A 21127-nucleotide genomic window follows, 5' to 3' on the forward strand; every position below is an offset into this window, starting at 1 on the left:
TGCTGGGTGTCGGATCCAAGCGGACCCGCCAAACACCGGCGCGCCGCTCATCCATCGATCGACAGGCGGGCCTGTCGGCGAGAGGTTCGAGCGGCGTTCGAGGCCGGTCCAGCGGACCTACTTGCGGATGTTGAGCTCCTCGATCAGAGCTTTGTAGCGGTCGTACCCACGCGCGCGCAGGTAGTCGAGCAGTCGCCGGCGCTGGCCGACGAGCTTGAGCAAGCCACGGCGACCATGGTGGTCCTTGTCGTGGGTACGGAAGTGCTCGGTCAAGTGGATGATCCGCTCGGTCAAGAGGGCGATCTGAACCTCGGGGGAGGCAGTATCACCGTCGTGCCGTTTGAATTTGCCGATGATGTCGGCCTTGCGATCGGCTGAAAGGGACATGTTTGTTTCTCTTTTCCGGGGACCCACCCCGGCTCTGGTCGTTCGACTTTGTTCGTTCGAAGGTGCGCAGCATCCTGATCAGAGGGGCTGCTGTCAATGGCCCGAGGTCGACTCTGGCCGCGGCGGAAAGCGAAGGACCCTCGACGGCGCGAAGCGGCGGCCGGAGCCACGCTCGGCCGGCTCGCACCGGACGAGCATCATGAGCCCTGCGGCCCGGTGAACGAGCACGCACAGGCCCTCTGCGTCATCGAGCCCCAGCGCCGCGCAGTTGCTTGGCGAGGCCGCCAGGCGCTGGCCCTGGATCATGCGTGTCATCAGGCGTTCGTGAGCGCCCGCATCTGGGAGCAGGCTGACGGGGAACGGCAGTCGATCCCACGGATCGCTCATGAAGCTGCGCAGACGCGCGCCCACGAGGTCGCGCTGGTCATGCTGATCATCCGAATCAGGGCCGCCGGCGTCCCCGTCGCTGGGAAACTGGACGCGCCACTTGGGCGGGCGGCCCTCGATCTCGGGCAGCGGGACCGGCACGAGCCCCGTCACGACCCGCGGATCGTCAACCTGCAGGCCGCCCGAGGCGACCCGGCGCAGCGTGGCGAGGTGAGCGGGCAAGCCCAGCTGGCGGCCGACCTCCTCTGCGAGCGAGCGCACATAGGTGCCCTTGGCGACCTCGAGCTCGGCCTCGATCCAGGCCCCCTCCCCGTCGCGCCCGTGGCCAAGGACCTCGATCGAGCGCAGCGCCATCGGGCGTGCCGGCAGGTCGAGATCCTTGCCGGCGCGCGCGAGCTCGTGGGCGCGCTTGCCGTCGAGCTTGACCGCCGAGAAGGCCGGGGGCGGCAGCTCGAGCTCCCCGATCAAGGCACGCAGGATCTCGGCGCCCTCGGCTTCGGCCCCTGGCGGCACCTCGGCGGTGTCGAGGGTCTCGCCCTCGGCGTCGGCCGTGGTCGTGGACCGGCCCAGCGCAAACCGGGCGCGGTAGCGCTTGTCGTCGTTGGTCAGGTGCTCGACGAGCTTGGTCGCCTCGCCGACGCAGACCACGAGCAGACCGCTCGCGGGCGGATCCAAGGTCCCGCAGTGGCCGACGGTGCGCTCGTTCAAGGCCCACCGGACCCAGCCCACCACATCGAAAGATGTTGGGCCGGGAGGTTTGTCGATCAACAGGATGCCGAACTCGGTCGACCGCCGCCGCTTGCGGTTAGCCATCTTCGGGGGCGTCACTGGCCGCCGTGCGACCGATCTCGCCCGCCGCGGGATCGGGCTTGCTCGCGCTCGCCGCCCCTTCGGGTTCGAGCGCCCCCGTGTCACGCAGCTCGGACAGGATCCGCTCGACCCGGGCACCGCGGGCGATGCTCTCGTCGGCCTCGAAGCGGAGCTCGGGGACCCGACGCATCACCAGGCGCTCGCCGATCTTGTGGCGGATCACCCCTGCCCCGCTTGCCAGCGCGTCGAGCACGTCGGCGCTGCGCAGGCTCTCGGCGAGCACGTCGACGTAGATCCGCGCGACCGACAGATCACCGCTGATGTCGACACCCGTGATGCTGACCGCGCTCGCGGGTGAGAGCCGAGGGTCGCGCAGCTCCCCCCGCAAGAGCAGCTGCGCGATCTCTCGACGCAGGAGCTGTTCAACTCGTTGCTGGCGCCGGTTGGCCATGGCGAGTCCTATAGCTCCGGTCGGATCGTCTCGAGCTCGAAGGCCTCGAGGATGTCGTCGGGTTCGACCTCGGCGAAGCCGTCAACGACGATGCCGCACTCTTGGCCTTCCTTGACCTCTTTGACGTCGTCCTTGAACACCCGCAGTGAGCCGATCCGCCCCTCGTAGATGACGCGGCCCTGCCGGCGCACGCGGACGTGGCTGCTGCGCGTGACGTTGCCCTTGATGACGCGGCAACCAGCGACGACACCCAGACGCGGGATCGGGAACAGCGCCCGAACCTCGGCCTCGCCCTGCGCGACCTCGCGGTACTCGGGCTCGAGCAGATCGATCATCATCTCGCGGATGCGATCCGATGCCTCGTAGATGACCGAGAAGGTCTCGATTGGGATCTTCTCGTGGTCAGCCAGCTGCGAGGCCTTGCCCACGGTCTTCACGTTGAACCCAATGATCAGCGGGTTGCCGGCCGCGGCGGCGAGCTTGACGTCGGTCTCGTTGATGCCGCCCACGCCAGCGTGGATGACGTCGACCCGGACCTTGTCGACGGAGAGGGCCTCGAGGGTCTCCTTGAGCGCCTCGGCCGAGCCTTGCACGTCGGCTTTGACGACGATCTTGAGGACCGGGACCTTCTTGCTCTTGATCCGCTCGAGCAACGAGGGGCCCGAGAGCACGCTCTCTTTGCGACGCCGTTGCTCGCGGCGGTGCGAGACGATCTGACGGGCGTCTTTTTCGCTCTCGACCACGTAGAAGCGCTCGCCGGCTGGCGGCGCCCCGTCGAGTCCAAGCACCTCGACGGGCGTGGACGGCAGCGCGTTCTTGACCCGCTTGCCCGCGGGTGTGTAGAGGCCGCGGACCTTTCCGCTGAACTCGTTGGCGACGACGATGTCGCCCTTGCACAGCTCACCCGCCTGGACCAGGACAGTCGCCACGGTGCCGCGACCCTTGTCGACCCGCGACTCGATCACGGTGCCGGCCGCGGGGCCGTCGATCGGCGCGCGCAGCTCGAGGATCTCGGCTTGGACCGCGAGGGTCTCGAGCAGCTCCTCGACGCCCTGGCCGGTCTTGGCAGAGATGTGCGCGATCGTGGTCTCGCCGCCGTAATTCTCGCCGACGAGGCCCTCTTTCATGAGCATCTGCTCGACGCGCCCGGCGTTGGCATCGGGCTTGTCGATCTTGTTGATCACGACGACGACCGGGACGTCGGCGTCCTTGGCGTGGTCGATCGCCTCTTTGGTCGTTGGCATCACGCCGTCGTCGGCGGCGACGATCAGCGCGACGATGTCGGTGACCGCGGCGCCGCGCGAGCGCATGGCGCTGAACGCCTGGTGGCCGGGCGTATCGATGAACACGACCGGACCTTGGGCGGTCTCGACCCGATAGGCGCCGATGTGCTGGGTGATCCCGCCGGCCTCGCCCTCGGCGACCTTGGCCTTGCGGATGTAGTCGAGCAGCGTGGTCTTGCCGTGATCGACGTGACCCATGATCGTGACGACCGGAGCCCGCAGCGGGCTCTCGTCTTCGTCTTCGTAGTCGCCGATGAACTCGTCCTCTTGGAACGAGACGTTCTCGATCGTGTAGCCGAACTCGGCCGCGACCAGCTCCGCGGTCTCGACATCGACCGCGTTGTTGATCGTCACGTTGCGCATCCCCATGCCCCACAAGGTGCGGATCAGCTTGGATGCCTTGACCCCCATCTGGTGGGCCATGTCGGAGATCTGAATCGCCTCGTCGACGCGGATGCGCTTCTTGGCGTCGCTCATCTCGATGGTCGAGACTTGCTTGGGGCCGCCCCGGTCACGGCGCACGCGCGAACGCGGGCGGCGGCCACGCTGCTGTGAGCGCTCTTCGCGACGCTTGCGAGCGGTCGCGCGGCCCTCGGTCTTGCCCTTGTTCGCCTCGGTGATGATCACCTGTTGGCGGCGCGGGCTGGACGGCAGCGAGATGAAGCCGAGGATCTTTGGCTCGGATCGCTTGGACGCGGCGGCCACGATCACGCCGTCGGCGTTGCGCACGACCCGACGATCGTCGTCGTCGCTGGGGGGTGGCTTGGCAGCCTCGGCGGCAGCAGCGGCCTTCTCTTGGGCGACGGCGAGACGCTTGGCCTCCACGGCTTCGCGGCGCTCGTCTTCGACGACCTCGGCCTTGCGGATCTCCTCGTCCTTCTCCTGCTGCTCGATCTTGGCGGCGAGCCCAGTTCGGAACCGACGGGTGCCCTTTGGCAGCTCGATGCGATCGCCGACCTTCGGCGGGATCTTGGCCTCGTCGCTGTCGTCGAGGCTATCGTCGCCGGGCTCGGGCGCTGGCGGGCTGCGTCGCTCCTCAGCTGACTCGGCTTGGACGGCCTGACTGCTGGGTTGGCTCGGCGCCGCCGCCGGGCTTGGCTCGGCCCGGCGAACCTCGGTCAGGCGCGGCCGAACGATGGGCTGCGCGACGACGGGCGCGGCGACACGCTGGGCCTCTTCGACCTCGCGCTCGCGCTCCTGTTCTTTCTCGCGCTCCTTGACCGCCGGACGCGGACCCTTGGCCCGACGGCGGATCGGTCGGGCCGAGCTCGCGTCGGACGAAGCCGAACCGGACGCAGGCTTGCTGCGACCGCTCCCTGGGCGAGTCGTGACGGTGGAAGAGGAGGTCGGGGCGGCAGGCGGCGCAGCGGAGCTGGCGGAACCGCCAGCGCCCTGTTGCCTACGACGAACCCGATCGGCCTCGTCGTTGGTCAGCGTGCTCATCACACCCTTAATCTCGATGCCGAGCGAGCGAACCTCGTTGACGAGGTCTTTGTTCTCGGTGCCGAGCTCTTTGGCGAGCTCGTAAATGCGGATCTTAGCCATGTGTGGGGGTACCTCCCTGGCGGTTCGCGGTGGAACGGCGGTCGGAGGGGGCGGGCTGGGATGATAGTTCAAACAAGAGGCGTTCGAGTCCCCGGCGTCGGAGGTGAGCGTGAGTCTTTTCCCCGCAGCGATCGAGCAGATCGATCTCACGACGGAGGAGGTCGGAGGCGGCGGACCACAGGGCGTCAGCCGCGGCGGGCCCGACCGCGCTGATCGTGTCGCAGCTGGGGGCGCCGGAGATCTGGGGGCCAGCATGCTGGCCGCCGCTCTTGGCCCGCCGGCCGCTGGCGCTGCTGAAGGCCCGCGTGAACACACGGCGCCCCACCGCGCGATCGAGGCACTCGCGGCGGGGACACAGGTAGGCGGTGCGGCCGGAGCCGGAGCCGGAGCCGGAGCCGGAGCGCCCAGCGCTCAGCGTGGGGATGACCTGGGCAGGTTCGCTGCCGGCGCCTGGGCGCAGGCCAAAGCGGAGCAGCTGGGACTGCGCGCGCCTTACGCGGCACCCGGCGCACATGCGCACGGGACCGAGCAGCGGCTCGCTGTCCACGGCCTCCCGGGCCGCCCGGGCCGTAGCCCGGTGCTGGTCACCCCTGCTCGACATTCAGACGTCGCCTCCGGGTGGTGGCGCGTCGAGGTCGTCTTCGTCTTCTTCGATGTCGTAGACGACCTCGAGCTCGATCTTGCCGCTGGCCGCGTCGTTGGCGGTGTCGATGATGGCGTCGGCGGCGTCAGCACTGCCGACGATCTGCGCGAGCTCGTCGATGTTGGCGACGGCGAGGTCGCGTAGCGACCGCCAGCCCAAGTCGAACATGTGCGCGGCGAGGTCGCGGCCGACGCCGGGGATCGCAGCCATCTCGGCCCGGCTGCGTCGCTCCATCTCGCGGATCTTGCTCTGCGAGTGGATGTCGATCCGCCAGCCGGTCAGGCGCGAGGCCAAGCGCACGTTCTGGCCCTTCTTGCCGATCGCGAGGCTGAGCTTGTCGTCGGGCACGACCAGCTCCATCGTGTGGCGCTCGGCGTCGATCAGCACCCGGGAGACCTGGGCTGGCTGGATCGCGTTGCACACGAACCTGGCCGGATCCTCGTCGAAGGGCACGATGTCGATCTTCTCGCCGCGCAGCTCCTGGACCACGGCTTGGACCCGGCTGCCGCGCATACCCACGCACGCGCCGACCGGATCGACGTCGCGGTCTCGGCTCGACACCGCGATTTTGGAGCGAGCGCCGGGCTCGCGGGCGCAAGCCTCGATCCGCACGATGCCTTCGAAGATCTCGGGGACCTCGTGCTCGAACAGCTTCTCGACCAGGCCCTTGTGGGTCCGCGACAAGATGATCTGCGGACCGCGAGCCGATTTGTCGACGTCCTTGACGTACGCGACGATGCGATCACCGGGGCGCAGAGACTCGCGCGGGACCTGGTCGCGGGACGGCAGGATCGCCTCGGCGCGGCCGTTGTCGACCTCGACGACGATCGAGCCCCGCTCGAAGCGGCGCACGATCCCGGTCATCAGCTCGCCCTTCTTGTCCTTGTAGCGATCGTAGAGGTTCTCGCGCTCGGCCTCGCGGACCCGCTGGATGATCACCTGCTTGGCGGTCTGCGCGGCGATCCGTCCGAACGCGGTGTTGACCTTTTGCAGCGCCGGGATCTCTGGGTACTGCTTGGCCTGCGCCTCGGCCTGCTTGTGGTCCTCTTCGAGATAGAAGATCTGAAACAACAGCTCATCGCCGACCTCGGCCTCGAGCCCGGCCCGGCGGGCCTGCTCCACGCTGATCTCGCGCATCGCGAGCTCGACCTTGTCGACCACGTAGAGCACCTGAAACAGGTTCACGTTGCCGGTATCGAGGTCGAAGCTGGCCTCGATCTCACGATCGGCGAACACGCGCTTGGCCGCGGTCGCCACAGCTTGTTCGACCGTGTCGATCAAGACATCCCGCTGGATGTTCTTCTCCTGACAGACCGCGTCGATGACCGTGCTGAGGTTGACGTTCTCTTCCATGTTCGTTGTCCTCGAAACGAAAGCGACCTGGTGGGGGTTAGCCCTCCCACACGAGGTTGGCCCGGCGGATCCGGGGTAAGGGAATGCGAAGCTCGCGGGGCCGATCGGCGTCCTGGATCACCACGACGCCGCGACGCTGATGGTCGGGCGCGGTCGGATCTGGTTCGACCGCCGCGATTCGCCCGTGAAATTTTCGCTGCTCGGCGGTCTGCCCGCTGGCCGACCCACCGCCCGAGTCGTCGGGGTTGAATGGCTCCCAGGTCTCGACCTTGACCCGCCCACCGATGTGCGCGGCGAAGTGGCGCAGGCGCGTGAGCGGGCGATCGACGCCAGGCGACGACACCTCGAGGCTGTAGGGCCGGCTGAGCAACGCCGCCAACGCCGGGTTGACGAGGCTCGGATCGACCTTGGTGGCCCCATCGTCGTCCCCCACCGGGCCGGAAGTCGGATCGCTCGCGTCGAGGGTGTTGCCTATGATGCGACTCATCCGCGAGCAGTCCCCGACGGAGACCCCATCGGGATGATCGAGGAACACCCGCAGGATCCGGCGCTTGCCGGACGTGGCCCACTCGAGCAAGAGCAGCTCGTAGCCCATGTCCTCGATCGCCGGCTCGATCGCCTGCTCGACCAGGGTGACGGCGGCGGCGTGGCGCCCGTGCTCGCGCCCACTGTCCTGCTCTGCGTCACGATCCTGCGGACGCGATGGGTCCGCCGGGGAGCGGCTGGCGTCGTGGGTGTCGTGGGCTGGGGTCATGAGAAACCGTTCCTTGCCCGGCGTTCGTCATTGGTTGGCGGCATCTGCCCAAAGATCGGGCTTCGGCGCCGGGACGAAAAAAGAGCGGAGGATGGCCCCCGCCCTTTGCCGAGTTCGGAGTTGTGGACGAATCGGTATCACAGCCGTTTCGCGCGAGCAAGCCCGACGATCAGGCCATTTGGGGGGCCCAGCCAGGGTCCAGAGAAGCGACCTAAGTCACACAGACCCGGGCCAATTCGTGCGTATTTGGGCGGCGCCCACCCTCGGCCGGCCCCGCACCCACACTCCGGGTCCCGGGTCCGCCCGCGAGCGCGGGCGCAACCCTGGCCCCGGTCGACCAAACCTGCGAAACACCGAGCGCGAGCGCACGTATTGAGGAGGCAGGTCGAGTGACGCGAGGAACGGACCGGCGTGGACTCCACGCCTTGATGGACCGCTACGGCGACGGTGACCCCCGAGCGTTCTCGGAGTTGCACGCCGCGCTCAGTCCCCGCCTGCGTGGGTTTTTAATGAAACTGGTGCGCGATGAGCCAACGGTCGACGACCTCTTGCAGCTGACCTTCCTCAAGGCCCACGTGGCGCGGGATCGATTCTGTCTGCAAGGCGGCGATCCAGACGGCGCCGTGCAGGGCTGGTACTTCGCGATCGCGCGCAATGTCGCCCTGGATCACCTGCGCCAGCGCGGTCGTCGTGACCGCCGACGGGTCGACCTCGAGACCTCGGAAGATCGACCCACCCACGAGCTCGCCGACGAGGCCGCGTCAGTCGAAGGGCTCGCGCTCGAGAACGAACGCGCGACCGAGATCGTCGAACAAGTTCGCGAAGCGATCGCCCTGCTGCCTGCCAGCCAGCGCGAGGTGGTCGAGCTCCACAAGCTGCGTGGGATGACGATGGCCGAGGTGGCCGAGCGACTCGAGATCCGCGAGGGCGCCGCGCGCGTCCGGGCCCACCGCGGCTACAAGGCGCTGGCCCGGCTGCTCGGCGCCGGAGCGTCGAGCGTGTTGATGCTGTACTCATTGCTTTGCTGGGCGTCGCAATGACTGAACCTCGCCACACCATCGACGCCGCCAGGCTGATCGTCGCGGACCTCGAGTCGGGTCAGCGCCAACGTCGGCGGCACTTCCTCCCCGCGCTGGCGATCGTCACCCTCGCTGTGGGCGGCGCCATGCTGATGATGGGGCTGCGCCCGGATCTGCTCGCGCAGCCATGGTGGCAGCTGGTCTTGCAGTGCCTGCTGTGGGTGCTGTGCCTGATCGTGTTCCCGGCGATCGGGTTGGGGCTGATGTTCCCCAGTCGCGGCGTCCGGATCGGGCTCGCCGCCGGGGCCGTTGGGTTGACCTTGGCCGCGACCTTGGGTGTGCCCCACTTCCAGGCGATGGGCGCCGACGTCCACTTCCACCTTGGCGGTGGCTGCGGCCTGATGATCACCGTGTACGCGACGATGGTCCTGCTCATGGGGCTGCTCAGCGGTGCGTTCGTGCAGCGCCGCAAGGCCACGGCCGTCTACTGGATCTCGGCAGGGATCTCACTCACGGCGCTAACGGCGATCACCTGGCAATGTCCGATGACCGGCGCTGCCCACGTCGTCCCCAGCCACCTCGGGGTCGCGGCCGGCCTGATGCTCGGGACCTCATTGATCGGCGTGTTCGTTCACCGCCGGGGCCTGCGAAAGGTCGGGCGGCAGGTCGAGCGAGCCTAGCTTGTTGGTGCCGGCTGACGCCCGCTCGTTGCGACGGCGGGCTCGGGCGTCGCGGCGGGCCGCGCGATCCCGAGTACGCCGGACCCGTCGGGCGACGACCGCGTAGATCCGCACGGCGCCATCCCAGTCGACTGGGCACAGCTCGTGGGTCGCCTCGCCGATCTCGAGCACGAACACCTCGCCGATCGGTGGCGGGCGCTGCTCGACGTCGATCGAGCTGATGTTGGGGATCATCACGCGAATCCGCCGACCGCGATGCCGATACCACAGGCGCCGGCCGTACTGGACCACGGCGCCAGGCACCAGCGCCCACACGATCATCCGCACCCAGCCCAGCACGTAGATGACCGCGAGGCCCAGGACGATCCGGATCACCGCCTCCGAGCTGGCACCGATCACCCACCACGCTGTTGGGATCCGAACGATCCCGACGACCAAGAGCGCCACGAAGTACAGCGGCCACAAGCCAAACCGTGCCAAGGTCCCGGTCCAGTCGTCGGGTCGCGCGACTCTCAACCAGGGACGAAACACGAGCCAGAGTGTACCCGGGGATCCAGGTCAGCCAAGATCTTGCGACGGCGGGGCGCTCGCGCTGGCTCGATCCTGCCCCGACGGCCGGATATGCTCCGGCGGCCATGTCACGCCTCGCTCGCCTGATCCCTGCGGTGACTCTGCTCGTTGCGACCGCTGGCTGCGGCGAGGAGTCCTGCACCTTGATCGACTGCGAGTCGACGCTCGAGGTCAGCTATGGCGACATCGTGGTCAACGAAGCCTACTCGCTGACGATCAACCCGAGCGGCCAGACCCTCACGGTGACCTGCCTGAGCAATGATCCCGACGCCGAGCCGCTGCCAGACTGGCTCGAGTGCGACGCGAACGGGTTCGAGGTCACCGGTGAGAACGCCAGCGGCACCACGATCAGCGTGACGGTGGTCCCGCTGTCCACCCAAGAAGCGCTGATCCCCAGCGCGCTGGTGCCCTTGACCGTCGACGAGACCCTGCAGCCCAATGGCCCAGACTGCGAGCCGGTCTGCTATCGCCGCGTGGGCGTCGTCGCGGGCGCGTGATCGCTGCTCAGGCCCGCCAGATCTTGTCGATGATCAGCTGGACGCGGTCGTTGCCCCGGTAGCTGTTGCGCGAGGGGGTAAACAGGCAGCCGACCGTGTCCCCTCGCCCGACCTCGAACTCGGCCTTGCGAAACGCGATCGCGTCGCGTTGGTGCCGACCTTGGCGGAGCGTGAGCGCGAGGTGGCGCTCTTTGAGCACGCGAAGTCCAACCACCGTCGCCCCCGCGCACAGGTAGCGCGGGCGGGCGAAGCCGACCCCAAACGGACCGAGCGACTCGATCGCGCCGATCAAGCCGAGATCGATGTCCTCGAGGGCGAGCTCACCATCGTGGTCATCATGGGGATCGCTGCCGGCGTCTTCGCCGAGCTGGGCGGCACAGGCCCGATCAAATTGTTCGGTCAGCTCGGGGATCGCCGACGCGTCGAGGCTGACCCCAGCGGCCGCCTTGTGGCCGCCAAACCGGCGCAGCAGCCCCGCGCATGCCTCGAGCGCCGCGCGGACGTCGACCCCGCCAGCGCTGCGGGCCGAGCCGCGGGCCTCGCCGCTGCCTGGATCAACGCCGATCACCAAGGTTGGTCGGGCGAAGCGCTCGACGATCCCCGCGGCCGCGATGCCGACGATCCCCGGCGCCCAGTTCTCGCGCGCGACCACGATTCCGCTGCGCCTGGGTGTCTTGGGATCTTCCGCGAGCAGCTCGAGCGCCTCGGCGACGATCCGCTCTTGCAGATCCCGGCGCTGGCTGTTGAACATCTCGACCTTGGCGGCGAGCGCCTGGGCCTCGGCACCCGAGCGCGCGCGCAACAGCTCGAGCGAAGGTTCCGCGCTGCCCAGCCTGCCTGGCGCGTTGAGCCGCGGGCCAAGCATGAACCCGAGGTGCCCCTCGTCGACGCTGACCTCGGCCTCGACCCGGGCCCGACGCAGCAGCTCGCGCACGCCCGGCCGCTGGCGTTGGCCAAGCACCTCGAGACCCGCGCGCACCAGCACCCGGTTGTCACCGACCAGCGGCATCATGTCGCACACGGTCCCGAGCGCGACGAGGTCCAACCACGCCCGCGGGTCCGGCAGGTTGGCGCGGCTCGAGGGCTCGGCCTTCGCCAGCGCCGAGCGCATGCCCGCCGCCAGATAGAACCCGACACCGGCGCTGCACAGCCCCTTGAAGGGAAACCCGCAGCCGGCCTGGTGCGGATTGATCAGCGCGGTCGCGGGCGGCATCGTCGTTGGGACGTGGTGGTGATCGATGACGATCGTTGGCACGTCGCGCGCCTGCAACCACGCGAGCGCCTCGTGATCGGACGTCCCGCAGTCGCCGGTCAGGACCAAGTCGACGCCCGCTTCGTGCAGCGCCTGCGCGGGCTCGAGGCCAAACCCGTAGCCGCCCTCGCGGCTTGCTACCTTGGGGACGATCTCGACGCCCAGGCACTCGAGAAAGGTCGTCAAGATCGTGGTGGTCGTGACGCCATCCACGTCGTAATCGCCAAACATGCCGACCCGCCAGCCGCGGCGGCGGGCGGTCAGCAACAGCTCGACGGCCTGCGCGAAGCCGGCCATCTCGGTTGGCAGCGAGAGGTCGCGCAGCCGCGGCGCGAGGAAGCCACGCTGCTGCTCGAGTGACACCACGCCGCGCCCGACCATGAGCCCGACGACCACCGGGTGGACCCCCAGCGCCTCCGCTCGCTCGCGCAGCTCGGCCGCGCTGTACGCGGCGAGCGTCCCCCGCAAGCGCACGCGCGCTGGCTCGCCGAGCGCCCACGCCCGTGGCTCGGCGTCGGCCTCATCGTCGTGCTCGGCCGCGTGCTCGTCCATGGGCTCCTAGCGATGCCCCCGAGGTGACCCAGTCGCAGCTCGGGGGCTTCCGAACAGTTCGCTGCCCACGGTGAACCAGTCTAGGAAGGCGTCTGCACGGGCGAGAAGCCCTCGCCCGAGCTGAAGACAGATCAGTCTTTGGGCCGGCGGCGGCGGCGGCGAGTCTTGCGTTCACCGACGAGCTTGTCGGCGTCGGAGACCTTCACCGAGATGTCGTCGCCACCGTCGTCACCGCCAGCGTCGTCGCGGCCATCATCGTCGCCATCATCGCCGTTGGGGTTGGCTTCGACGGCCTCGGTGTCGACGACGTCAGCGTCGTCCCGACCGGCGCTGGAACCCTCGATCTGCGGACCCAGCAACGTCCCAGTGCCGCGCTCGCTGTCCTTGTCGGCCGTGATCAGGTGGCCCTTGCCCTTGTACATCCTCTCGTTGATCCACAAGAACACGGGCGAGGCCACGAACAGCGAGGAGTAGGTCCCGGCGATCAGGCCCACGAACAGCGCGAACGCGAAGTCCTTGATCTGCCCGCTGCCCAGGATCCAGGTCGAGAGCACCACGATCAGGGTTGTCGACGAGGTCAGGATCGTGCGGCTGAGGGTCTCGTTCAGCGCGGAGTTGGTCGTCTCGCGGATCGGCACGTCGCGGTTGAGCGCGATGCGCTCGCGCACCCGGTCGAACACGACGATCGTGTCGTTGATCGAGTAGCCGATGATCGTGAGGACGGCGGCGATCGAGGTCAGGTTGAACTCTTTGCCGGTCAGCGCGAACGCCCCAACCACGATGATCGCGTCGTGGGCCAGCGCGACGATGCCGCCCGGCGCGAAGCGCAGGTCGAAGCGGATCATCACGAACAAGAAGATGAAGCCGATCGCGTACAGCATTGCCTGCACGCCGTCTTTCTTGAGCTGACTGCCGACCTTGGCGCCGACCGTCTCGCTCGCGACGACGGGCAGGTGCACGACGCCCTCGCCGAGCCGCTCGTTGATCGTGTTGGCGATGTCGTTGCCAACGCCGACGAGCGCGAACTCGACCGGAAATTCGTTGGGCTTGCCGGTTCCGGCCGAGGCCGTGCCGTGACAACCAGACGCCCCCATCAGCCGCTCGATGTCCGGGTAGCTTGGCTGGGCCGTGAACTTCATGAAGATCTTCGAGCTCTCGTTTGGATGCACGAAGCCATCGTCTTTGGGTGAGAGCTGCGTGCCCTCGAGCCCAACGAGCGCGTCGCGGCAGACCTCGAGCTCCGCCTCGGTGATCGCCACGACCTCTTTGACGCGGATCAGCACCTCGTTCTCGGCGTCTGGCACCGCGACGACGGAGCTGCCCGAGTAGCCTTCTTCGTCGAGCAGCGCGCGCAGATCCTCGATGTCCACATCTTGGGTGAGCGCGAGCCGAACCGAGGATCCGCCCTGGAAGTCGATGCCGAAGTTGAGCGCGCTGCCGCTGGACACGGTGTTGAACACCATCGTGCCAAGCGCGAGCAGCACCAGGACCAGCGAGATCATCAGGCCGACCTTGGTCCGACCGACGAAGTCGATGTGGGTGTCTTCGGGGATCAGCTGGAAAAATTTGAGCTTGCTCGGATCCGTTGGCGGAACGCGGCCGGAGCCCTCGCCGGAGCCGGAGCCGGAGCCGGAGCCAGAGCTAGAGCCGCGGCCGCGGCGGCGACGACGGGACTCACTGGTGGCGCCCTCGGGGGTGGTTTGATCGTTTTCGTTGGCCATGTTGATGCCCCCCTTTCTCAGATCGAGACACGGTCAAAGCCGCGTCGGTTGGCCTGCCAGTCGAAGAACACCCGGGTCGCAAACACCCCAGTGAAGATTGAAGTTGCGATGCCGATCAGCAGCGTGATCGCAAACCCGCGAATCGGGCCTGAGCCGTACTGCCACAGCACCAACCCGGCGATCGCCGTGGTCAGCTGCGAGTCCAAGATGGTCGTGAACGCGCGGTCGTAGCCGGCCTCGATCGCCGCGCGGGCGGTGAAGCCCTCGCGCAGGAACTCGCGCACACGTTCGAAGATGATCACGTTGGCGTCTACCGCCATGCCGATCGTGAGCACGATCCCAGCGATGCCGGGCAGCGTGAGCGTGGCCCCAAACAAGGCCATGAACGCCAGCACCAGCACCATGTTCATGACCAGCGCGAACACGGCGATCGTGCCCGCGACCCGGTAGTAGATCGCCATGAACACGATCACCAACCCAAGCCCGACCAGGAACGCCTTGAACCCGCGGGTGACCGAGTCCTTGCCAAGATCAGCGCCAACTCGGATCTCGAATTCCTTGTTGAGCCGGGCCGGCAACGAGCCGCTCTTGAGCACCTTGACCAGGTCGTTGGCCTGCTGCCGAAGCGTGTCGCCCGCCTGTGATCCCAGGGTGATGACGACGTTGCCGTTGGGGATCCGCTCGTTGAAGAGCGGATCCGAGACGACCATGTCGTCCATGATGATCGCCATCTTGCGGCCAACGTTGTCGCCGCTCATGCGATCGAAGTCGCGGGCGCCGATCTTGTCGAAGCTGACCTCGACCTGCGGCGTGCCCGTGTCCGCCTTGTAGCCGACGTTGGCGGTCGTGATCCGATCACCGGTGATGTCGGCGCGGGCCCGGATGATGTGGGTGCGCCACAGCTGGACGGGCTCCTCGTTGCGACGCACGGGCCACGGCTGCTTGCCGTAGGCGACCTTGTGGGTGCTGGGGATCCGCCACTCGGGGGGCAGGCTGTTGAAGAAGCGCTCGAGCGTCTCGCGTTCCAGCGCGTAGAACGCGACCGGCCCCTTGACGAGCGGCGCGCCCTTCTCTGGCTTGCCGTAGTCGTCCTCGATCGCAACCGAGATCCCCATGCCCGAGGTGACGAAGCCAGCGTCGAACAGCGCGCGCAGGTAGGGCTTGCCGGTGTCTCGAAACAGGAGCTCGTCGTCGACCATGTGCATCTCGAGCACCGCGGCGCGCTCGATGATCTTGAGCAGGCGCCGGAAGTCGGACGAGCTGTCGAGCACTTCGTCGCGCGCGCCCTCGGTCAACGAGATCGTGACCGACTCGGGATCGGGGGCGGCGCCGGGATCCGGCGGGAGGATCACGACCTCCTCGCCCAGCCGATCGTCGAAGATCAGCGTGGAGCCGTCCTCTTGCGGGATCAGCTTGTCGGCGCCGAAGGTCTGCTCGATCACGGCGCGGGCGTCCTGGCCCGGCACCCGCATGTCGATCGCGCCCGGGTCATCCCGGTTCTCGATGCCCTGGACCTGCACGCCGCCGTTGGCCGTCAACAGGGTCATCATTTGGTTGGCGGCCTCGTTGGCGGCCGCGCGGAGCTCGGTCGCGGTGTCGCTGACGCCGGGCAGCTCGATCACGACCTGCCGGTTCTTTGGATAGATGTTGGGCTCGGCCACGCCGACCGCGTCGACGCGGCGCCGCACGGTGTCGATTGCCTGACCGACGACGGCCTTTTGGGCCTCCTCGATCACCGAGTCCGGCACGGTCATGCGGATCACGCCCTGCGCCTCGAGATCGGCGTCATCGGCCCGCTCGAGGTAGCCAGCGACGACGGCCATGACGTCTTCGGTCGCGAGCTTGATGTCCTCGGGGTTCTCAAACCGGACCAGCAGCGCGTTCTTGCCCTCGCGCTCGGTCGTGACGACGACGTCTTTCTTGTCCTTGAAGGCCGACTCGAGCTCGCCTCCCATCTGATCGAGCTTGTTCTCGAGCGCCTCGTCGACCGCGACGGAGTACTCGAGGTGCAGACCACCCTGGAGATCCAGACCCAGCTTGAACTGCCGGGTGAAGGTGTCGGTGATCCACGTCGGGAGCTCGAACTTGGCGATCTGCGCGAACGAGGGCAGCACCGAGAGCGTCGCCACGGTCAGCAGCAACACGAGGAACAACGCCTTGATCTTGACGAAGCGGCGCATGAATCAGCCCGCCTTCCGTGACGCGTCGCCGCCGTCGTCGTCGTTGGCCCGGGCGCCCTTTTCGTCGTCCTTGGCCTTGGTGTCTTTGTCGTCCTTGGCCTTGTCGTCCTTGGCCTTGGCACCCTTGTCGCCCTTGTCGCCGCGATCTTTCTTGGCCTGGCTCAGCGCTGCCTCTTCGAAGTCCGCGACGTCCTTCTTGAGCACACGAACCTTGACCTTGTCGGCGATCTCCACCACCACGATGTCCTCGTCGACCCGGCTGATGCGGCCGATCAGACCACCGGTGAGGACAACTCGATCACCGCGCTTGAGCTCGGACAACCGTTGTTTGCGCTCCTTTTCTTGCTTGCTCATTGGACGGAGCACCAAGAAATAGAAGACGCCGATCATGAGGATGAAGGGCAAGAAGTCCCCAAGGGGACCCATGGCGCCTTCGGCGAGCAGCATCGGTGTTGAAGCGAACATGGCCGGAAGTGGCTGGGAGTATCACGCGCTATCGGTCGCCATCTGACGGCCGACACGCGATCACCTCACGATGGCGGCCTAGTAGCAGCGCCGCCCGCCGCGGTCAATCAGGGCTCGGCGCGTCCGCTGGCCCGAGCAGCCGCCGAGCCCGCGGCCCTCGCCAAGTATATTGCTTAGCAAATTCAGATAGTTACCAGTCAGCATGGGCCGCGTCACCGGGCTGCGCCTGGGCCTCGAGGACCTGCTCGAGGGCGGCCGCGACGGCGGTGAAGGTGCCCGCCCGGATCGCCCGACGGAGCACGGCGACCCACTCGTGGAAGAAGTAGAGGTTGTGCATCGTGGCGAGACGCACGTAGAGCGGGTCGGTGTGGGCGTGGAGGTGGCGCAGGTACGAGCGCGAGAACCGGGCGCACACCATGCAACCGCAGCCCGGGTCGACGGGGCGATCGTCGTCCCGAAACCGACCGTTGCGGATGTTGAAGCGGCCCAAGAAGCTGATCAGCTGGCCGTTTCGAGCGTGGCGAGACGGGATCACGCAGTCGAACATGTCGACGCCGGCGCGGATCGCTGCGAGCAGATCGGCGGCGGTGCCGATGCCCATCACGTAGCGCGGCTTGTCCCGGGGCATCTGGGGAGCGATCTCCGCGAGCGTCGCGTGCATCAGCGGGATCGGCTCGCCCACGCTGAGGCCACCGAGCGCGAAGCCGTCGAAGTCGAGGGCCGACAGGGTCTCGAGGTGCTCGCGCCGCAGCGCCAGATCCGTGCCGCCCTGGACGATCGCAAAGCACAGCTGGTCCGGACGCAGGATGTCGCGCCGCATCTGCGCGGCCTCGCGGGCCCACTTGGTCGTGCGATCCATCGCCTCGCGCACGATCGCGGCGTCGCCGTCGCCCGGGGGGCAGTGATCCAAGATCATGCAGATGTCTGGACCGATCGCGGCCTCGCCCTCGAGCACGCTGCGGGGGCTCATGCGCGCGGGCGTCCCGTCGAAGTGGGTCCGGTAGTCGACCCCGGCGTCGTCGATCTTCTGCAGCCCGCGCAGGCTGAAGACTTGATAGCCGCCAGAGTCGGTGAGGATCGGCCCGGGCCAGCGCATGAAGGCGTGAATGCCACCGACCTCGCGCACCCGCTCAGGCCCCGGGCGGTGGGTCAGGTGGTAGGCGTTGGCCAGCACCACCTGGGATCCGACGGCGCGCAGCTCCTCGGGCAGCACGCCTTTGACCGCCCCGTAGGTGCCCACGGGCATGAAGCACGGCGTCTCGACGGGCCCGTGACCGGTCCACAGCCGGCACGATCGCGCGGGTCCGCTTGGATCTTCGGCGACGATCTGCAGGGTGCCCGGTTGCGGATCGCCGGGCGAGCGGGGTCCCGGCTCGGCGAGGAGATCGGCGAAGGGCACGAGGCCCTCGGCGGGGTCGCAGCGGATCTGCGGGGGGTGGTCGCTCGTGGTGGTCACGCGCGGCCTGAAATGCCACGGATTTGCGAGGATCGCTACCGAGCGGATCAGCGCTCGACGAGCATGCAGTCGCCGTAGCTATAGAAGCGATAGCCCGCGCGCACGGCCTCGGCGTAGGCCGCCAGCACGCGCTCGCGCCCGGCGAAGCTGCACACGAGCATCAGCAGGCTCGAGCGCGGCAGGTGAAAGTTGCTGAGCAGGCGGTCGACAACCAAGAACCGGTGGCCGGGGGTGATCACCAGCTCGGTCGCGCCTGCGCCCGGGATGATCCGGCCACCGTTGGCCGCGGCGACCGACTCGAGCGTCCGGGTGACCGTGGTGCCGACCGCCAGGATCGGCCGGCCCTGCGCGCGGGCGGCCTCGATCCGCGCCGCGGCCTGCTCGGTGATCTCGTAGCGCTCGGCCCCGACTTTGTGCGCGCGGACGTCTTCGGCCTCGAGCGGCAAGAAGGTGCCTGGGCCAACGTGCAGCGTGATCGCGGCGTGGTCGATGCTGGCGAGCAAGGCGTCGTCGAAGTGCAGGCCGGCCGTGGGCGCCGCGACGGATCCACGGTCGCGCGCGAACACGGTCTGGTAGCGCTCGAGATCCGCCGCCGAGGGTCCGTTGGGTCGCGAGATGTAGGGCGGCAACGGCAGCTCCCCCCCAGCTTCGAGGCCCGCGAGCAGCTCGCCCTCCACGATCTCGAGCACACACGCGCGCGAGTCGGGCTCGTTGGTTGGCCGGCCCTGATAGCGCAGCGTCAACGCGGCCCCGTCGACGTGGAGCAGCTCCCCGACCCGCAGCCGCTTGGCGCCGCGGATCCACGCGTGCACGCGGGCGCCGGGGCCGAGCGCCGCGGGGTCGACGACGAGCAGCTCGAAGCGCTTCCCAGTGTCGCGACGGGCGTAGATCCGCGCGGGCACGACCTTCGAGTCGTTGACGACGACGAGCGGCGCGCGGCCGCGTGGATCGGCGAGCAGATCGGGCAGCGCGGACACGCCGTGGTGCTCGGGCGCGCCCGCTCGAGGGACCACCAGCATGCGCGCCGCGTTGCGCTGCGCGGGCGGCTGCTGGGCGATCTGGTCGCTGGGCAGCTCGAAGTCGAAGTCGAGAGGAGACAGCACCGCGGCGGACCATACCCGGCGTCGACGCTTCGCACACCCAGCGCTAGCGCCGAGCCAGGCGCAGGCCGAAGAACCGGGCCCCTTCGGCCCCCGACGCGCCAAAGCCCACGCTCACGCCCGCGCTCGACGGCCACTGCAGCTCACAGGTGGCGAGCGTGCCGGCCTCGGACTCCAGCCGCAGCTGATGCCCATCGGCGCCGAGTTCGAGCACCAGCGGCCCGATCACCGCCGCGCTTGCTGGGGGGCCGCAGTCGAGCGTCCCGGTGCTGCCGTCGGGTCCCCGACGGCGAACCACGAGCGGGTCTTGCAGGGCGATCGCCACCAGCGTCTCGCTCCCCTGCCCCAGGATCACGTGCGCGGTCGAGCCTGGCTCGGCCTCGAAGCTGAACTCGAGCCGCAGCGTGCGACTGCGAAACCCACGGACATGCGCACGCACGAGCGGCAGCGCGTCGGACTCCCCCGCGATCGCGTTCAGGCGCAGGCCGCCAACGATCACGGTCGCGCGCCCAGGCGCGTTGGAGACGAACGCGTCGTTCTGCGGGCCCGCGAGCTCGGGGGTCCACTCGTCCGGGCCATCGAGGCGCGGGCGCAGGCGCAGCAACGGAGCCGCCGCGAGCTCTTGCGTGCCGGTGATCCACCCACCAACGATCAGCGCCGTGCCGTCGTGCAGGCTCAGCAGCTGACCGCCATACCGAGGGATCGGCGGCAGCTCGACCCGGCCCGAGGCTGGATCGACGGCGGCGGTGCCCGGCGTGAACAGCCAAGTGTCAACCAGCACGCGCTCGCCAGGCAGCGCCAGCATCGGGCGCTCGCTCGAGACGAGCGCGAGCGGCGGCGCCCTCGAGGTTGGATCCAGGGTCCCGCTGCCGGCTTCGGACCACCAATGGATCAAGCCGGCGTCGTCGCTGAGCAGGACCAGCCCGTCGTCGAGCAGCGCGAGCCCCCGGACACTGCCTGGTTCGGGCAGCTCGTGCACGATCGTCCACGCCTCGCCAGGTCGCATGCGCTCGACGCTGCCGAGTCGGTCCCCGTCGCTGCCAACCCCACCGGCGACCCACGCCACGCCGTCGGGCGACACTGCAGCGTGGGCGCCAAACCGTGGCTGCGTCAGCGGTGGGAGCTGCACGGTGGCGCTGGGTTGGGCGGGATCGATCCAATGGGTGGCCGCCAGCGCGCTCGCGGGATCGCAGCGAGCCTGTGGGTCGACCACGTCGCAGCCACCAGCGACGAGGACCTGTCGCGCCGAATTCGGTGAGCTCGCGGTGGCGTGATCGCTGGAGACCAGGGCGTCGCCGTCGACCTCGAGCGGGTCGACCACGGTCACGCTCCCCGGCCCGGCGACGTCGACGATCACCCGGTCCTGCGCCACCGCGTTGGGCCCGGCCCCCCCCAGGATGACAAACCGTCGGCCGTCGATCGCATGGACGCTGTGCCCGCGGCGTGGCTGCGGCAACCTGGCAGCAAGCGCCCGACCTTCGCCGGTCAGCAGATCGACATGGAAGACCTCGTCGAGCAGCGCGCCACCGCCGTCGAGACCGCCCACCACCAGCACATCGCCAGACGGGTGCGCCGCGGCGGCAGACTCCGCGCGCGCGCTTGGCTGGGTGTCGACCTCGCACAGCGAGTCTGGGGCCGCGAAGAACACCGACAGGACCGGCGCGTCGTCGAAGCCAGGCAGGCGCCCGCGCCCGAGCTCGGCGTCCACGCCCCAGCTGCGACCGATCGCCGTGGTCGTGGTGCCGAACAGCCCCTCGGCGGCGACCCCCGTCGCGCCCGCCGGCAGCTCGGGGATCGAGCCTTGCTCGCCGGGCCCAAGCAGGAGCTCACTGCCGCCACTGGCCGGGAAGTCGCCAAGCACCCGAACCCGCAAGCCCGAGAACTCTTGGTCCAGGCCGCAGCCGCGGATCGCCGCGAGATCGATCGAGTCGGATCGACTGCAGCCCGATCCCGCCAGCAACAGCACGAGGACGCCTGCGCCCATGCCCTGCACCGCACCCGCCCCCACGCTCTCGAGAGCTC

Annotated in this window: 18 protein-coding genes; 3 read left to right on the top strand and 15 right to left on the bottom strand. The window is 68.6% G+C overall.

Features of this window, described 5'->3' with window-relative positions:
* Window positions 1–117: 117 nt before the first annotated feature.
* From rpsO to DB30_RS07215, 7 genes are all read right to left on the bottom strand, one after another.
* Entirely contained in the window at window positions 118–387 is a 270-nt protein-coding gene (gene rpsO / locus DB30_RS07185; RefSeq protein WP_052547238.1) for a 30S ribosomal protein S15, read from the bottom strand.
* Between the two features lie 93 nt (window positions 388–480).
* On the bottom strand, window positions 481–1587 hold the full coding sequence (truB, locus tag DB30_RS07190) for a tRNA pseudouridine(55) synthase TruB (RefSeq protein WP_052547239.1): 1107 nt from the start codon (window positions 1585–1587) through the stop codon (window positions 481–483).
* Window positions 1580–2035 carry a 30S ribosome-binding factor RbfA gene (gene rbfA / locus DB30_RS07195; RefSeq protein WP_052547240.1) on the bottom strand — a complete coding sequence of 152 codons (456 nt, stop codon included), beginning with the start codon at window positions 2033–2035 and terminating at the stop codon, window positions 1580–1582. Before rbfA ends, truB begins: the two co-directional genes overlap by 8 nt.
* 8 nt (window positions 2036–2043) lie before the next feature.
* Window positions 2044–4863, bottom strand: coding sequence for a translation initiation factor IF-2 (gene infB / locus DB30_RS07200; protein WP_052547241.1), 2820 nt, complete (start codon window positions 4861–4863; stop codon window positions 2044–2046).
* A complete protein-coding gene (locus tag DB30_RS43035) occupies window positions 4856–5464 on the bottom strand; it encodes a YlxR family protein (RefSeq protein ID WP_052547242.1) in 609 nt (202 codons plus the stop codon). The genes infB and DB30_RS43035 overlap by 8 nt, the downstream gene beginning before the upstream one ends.
* Complete coding sequence (gene nusA / locus DB30_RS07210; RefSeq protein WP_052547243.1) at window positions 5465–6859, bottom strand: transcription termination factor NusA; 1395 nt, start codon at window positions 6857–6859, stop codon at window positions 5465–5467.
* A 37-nt stretch (window positions 6860–6896) separates the two neighbouring features.
* Complete coding sequence (locus DB30_RS07215) at window positions 6897–7613, bottom strand: ribosome maturation factor RimP (RefSeq protein ID WP_052547244.1); 717 nt, start codon at window positions 7611–7613, stop codon at window positions 6897–6899.
* Window positions 7614–8002: 389 nt separating this feature from the next.
* Between DB30_RS07215 and DB30_RS07220 the strand changes: the two genes are divergently transcribed.
* Both DB30_RS07220 and DB30_RS07225 read left to right on the top strand, forming a co-directional pair.
* Entirely contained in the window at window positions 8003–8653 is a 651-nt protein-coding gene (locus DB30_RS07220; RefSeq protein ID WP_146658212.1) for an RNA polymerase sigma factor, read from the top strand.
* Complete coding sequence (locus tag DB30_RS07225) at window positions 8650–9312, top strand: hypothetical protein (RefSeq protein WP_146658213.1); 663 nt, start codon at window positions 8650–8652, stop codon at window positions 9310–9312. The genes DB30_RS07220 and DB30_RS07225 overlap by 4 nt, the downstream gene beginning before the upstream one ends.
* On the opposite strand, the gene DB30_RS07230 is transcribed toward DB30_RS07225, so the two are convergent.
* A complete protein-coding gene (locus tag DB30_RS07230) occupies window positions 9244–9843 on the bottom strand; it encodes a hypothetical protein (protein ID WP_146658214.1) in 600 nt (199 codons plus the stop codon). The two genes, DB30_RS07225 and DB30_RS07230, sit on opposite strands and share 69 nt — an antisense overlap.
* A gap of 104 nt (window positions 9844–9947) precedes the next feature.
* On the opposite strand from DB30_RS07230, the gene DB30_RS07235 reads away from it, so the two are divergent.
* Window positions 9948–10379, top strand: a complete 432-nt coding sequence (locus DB30_RS07235; RefSeq protein ID WP_052547248.1) for a hypothetical protein — start codon at window positions 9948–9950, stop codon at window positions 10377–10379.
* A gap of 7 nt (window positions 10380–10386) precedes the next feature.
* Here DB30_RS07235 and recJ read toward each other — a convergent pair whose 3' ends face one another.
* The 7 genes from recJ to DB30_RS07270 all read right to left on the bottom strand — a co-directional run bounded on the left by recJ (window position 10387) and on the right by DB30_RS07270 (window position 21089).
* Window positions 10387–12183: a single-stranded-DNA-specific exonuclease RecJ gene (gene recJ, locus DB30_RS07240; protein WP_052547249.1), complete on the bottom strand. Its 1797-nt coding sequence runs from the start codon at window positions 12181–12183 to the stop codon at window positions 10387–10389.
* A 131-nt stretch (window positions 12184–12314) separates the two neighbouring features.
* Window positions 12315–13904, bottom strand: a complete 1590-nt coding sequence (gene secF / locus DB30_RS07245; protein WP_052547250.1) for a protein translocase subunit SecF — start codon at window positions 13902–13904, stop codon at window positions 12315–12317.
* A 17-nt stretch (window positions 13905–13921) separates the two neighbouring features.
* Complete coding sequence (secD, locus tag DB30_RS07250; RefSeq protein ID WP_052547251.1) at window positions 13922–16084, bottom strand: protein translocase subunit SecD; 2163 nt, start codon at window positions 16082–16084, stop codon at window positions 13922–13924.
* 3 nt (window positions 16085–16087) lie between these two features.
* Window positions 16088–16549, bottom strand: coding sequence for a preprotein translocase subunit YajC (gene yajC, locus DB30_RS07255; RefSeq protein ID WP_146658215.1), 462 nt, complete (start codon window positions 16547–16549; stop codon window positions 16088–16090).
* A gap of 190 nt (window positions 16550–16739) precedes the next feature.
* Complete coding sequence (gene tgt, locus DB30_RS07260) at window positions 16740–18005, bottom strand: tRNA guanosine(34) transglycosylase Tgt (protein WP_052547252.1); 1266 nt, start codon at window positions 18003–18005, stop codon at window positions 16740–16742.
* A 47-nt stretch (window positions 18006–18052) separates the two neighbouring features.
* Window positions 18053–19105 (bottom strand): tRNA preQ1(34) S-adenosylmethionine ribosyltransferase-isomerase QueA, encoded by a 1053-nt coding sequence (queA, locus tag DB30_RS07265; RefSeq protein ID WP_052547309.1) that lies wholly within the window; start codon window positions 19103–19105, stop codon window positions 18053–18055.
* Window positions 19106–19151: 46 nt separating this feature from the next.
* Window positions 19152–21089 carry a Kelch repeat-containing protein gene (locus DB30_RS07270; protein ID WP_052547253.1) on the bottom strand — a complete coding sequence of 646 codons (1938 nt, stop codon included), beginning with the start codon at window positions 21087–21089 and terminating at the stop codon, window positions 19152–19154.
* Window positions 21090–21127: the final 38 nt, after the last annotated feature.

Source organism: Enhygromyxa salina, assembly GCF_000737335.2.
In the GTDB taxonomy this organism is placed as follows: domain Bacteria; phylum Myxococcota_A; class Polyangia; order Nannocystales; family Nannocystaceae; genus Plesiocystis; species Plesiocystis salina_C.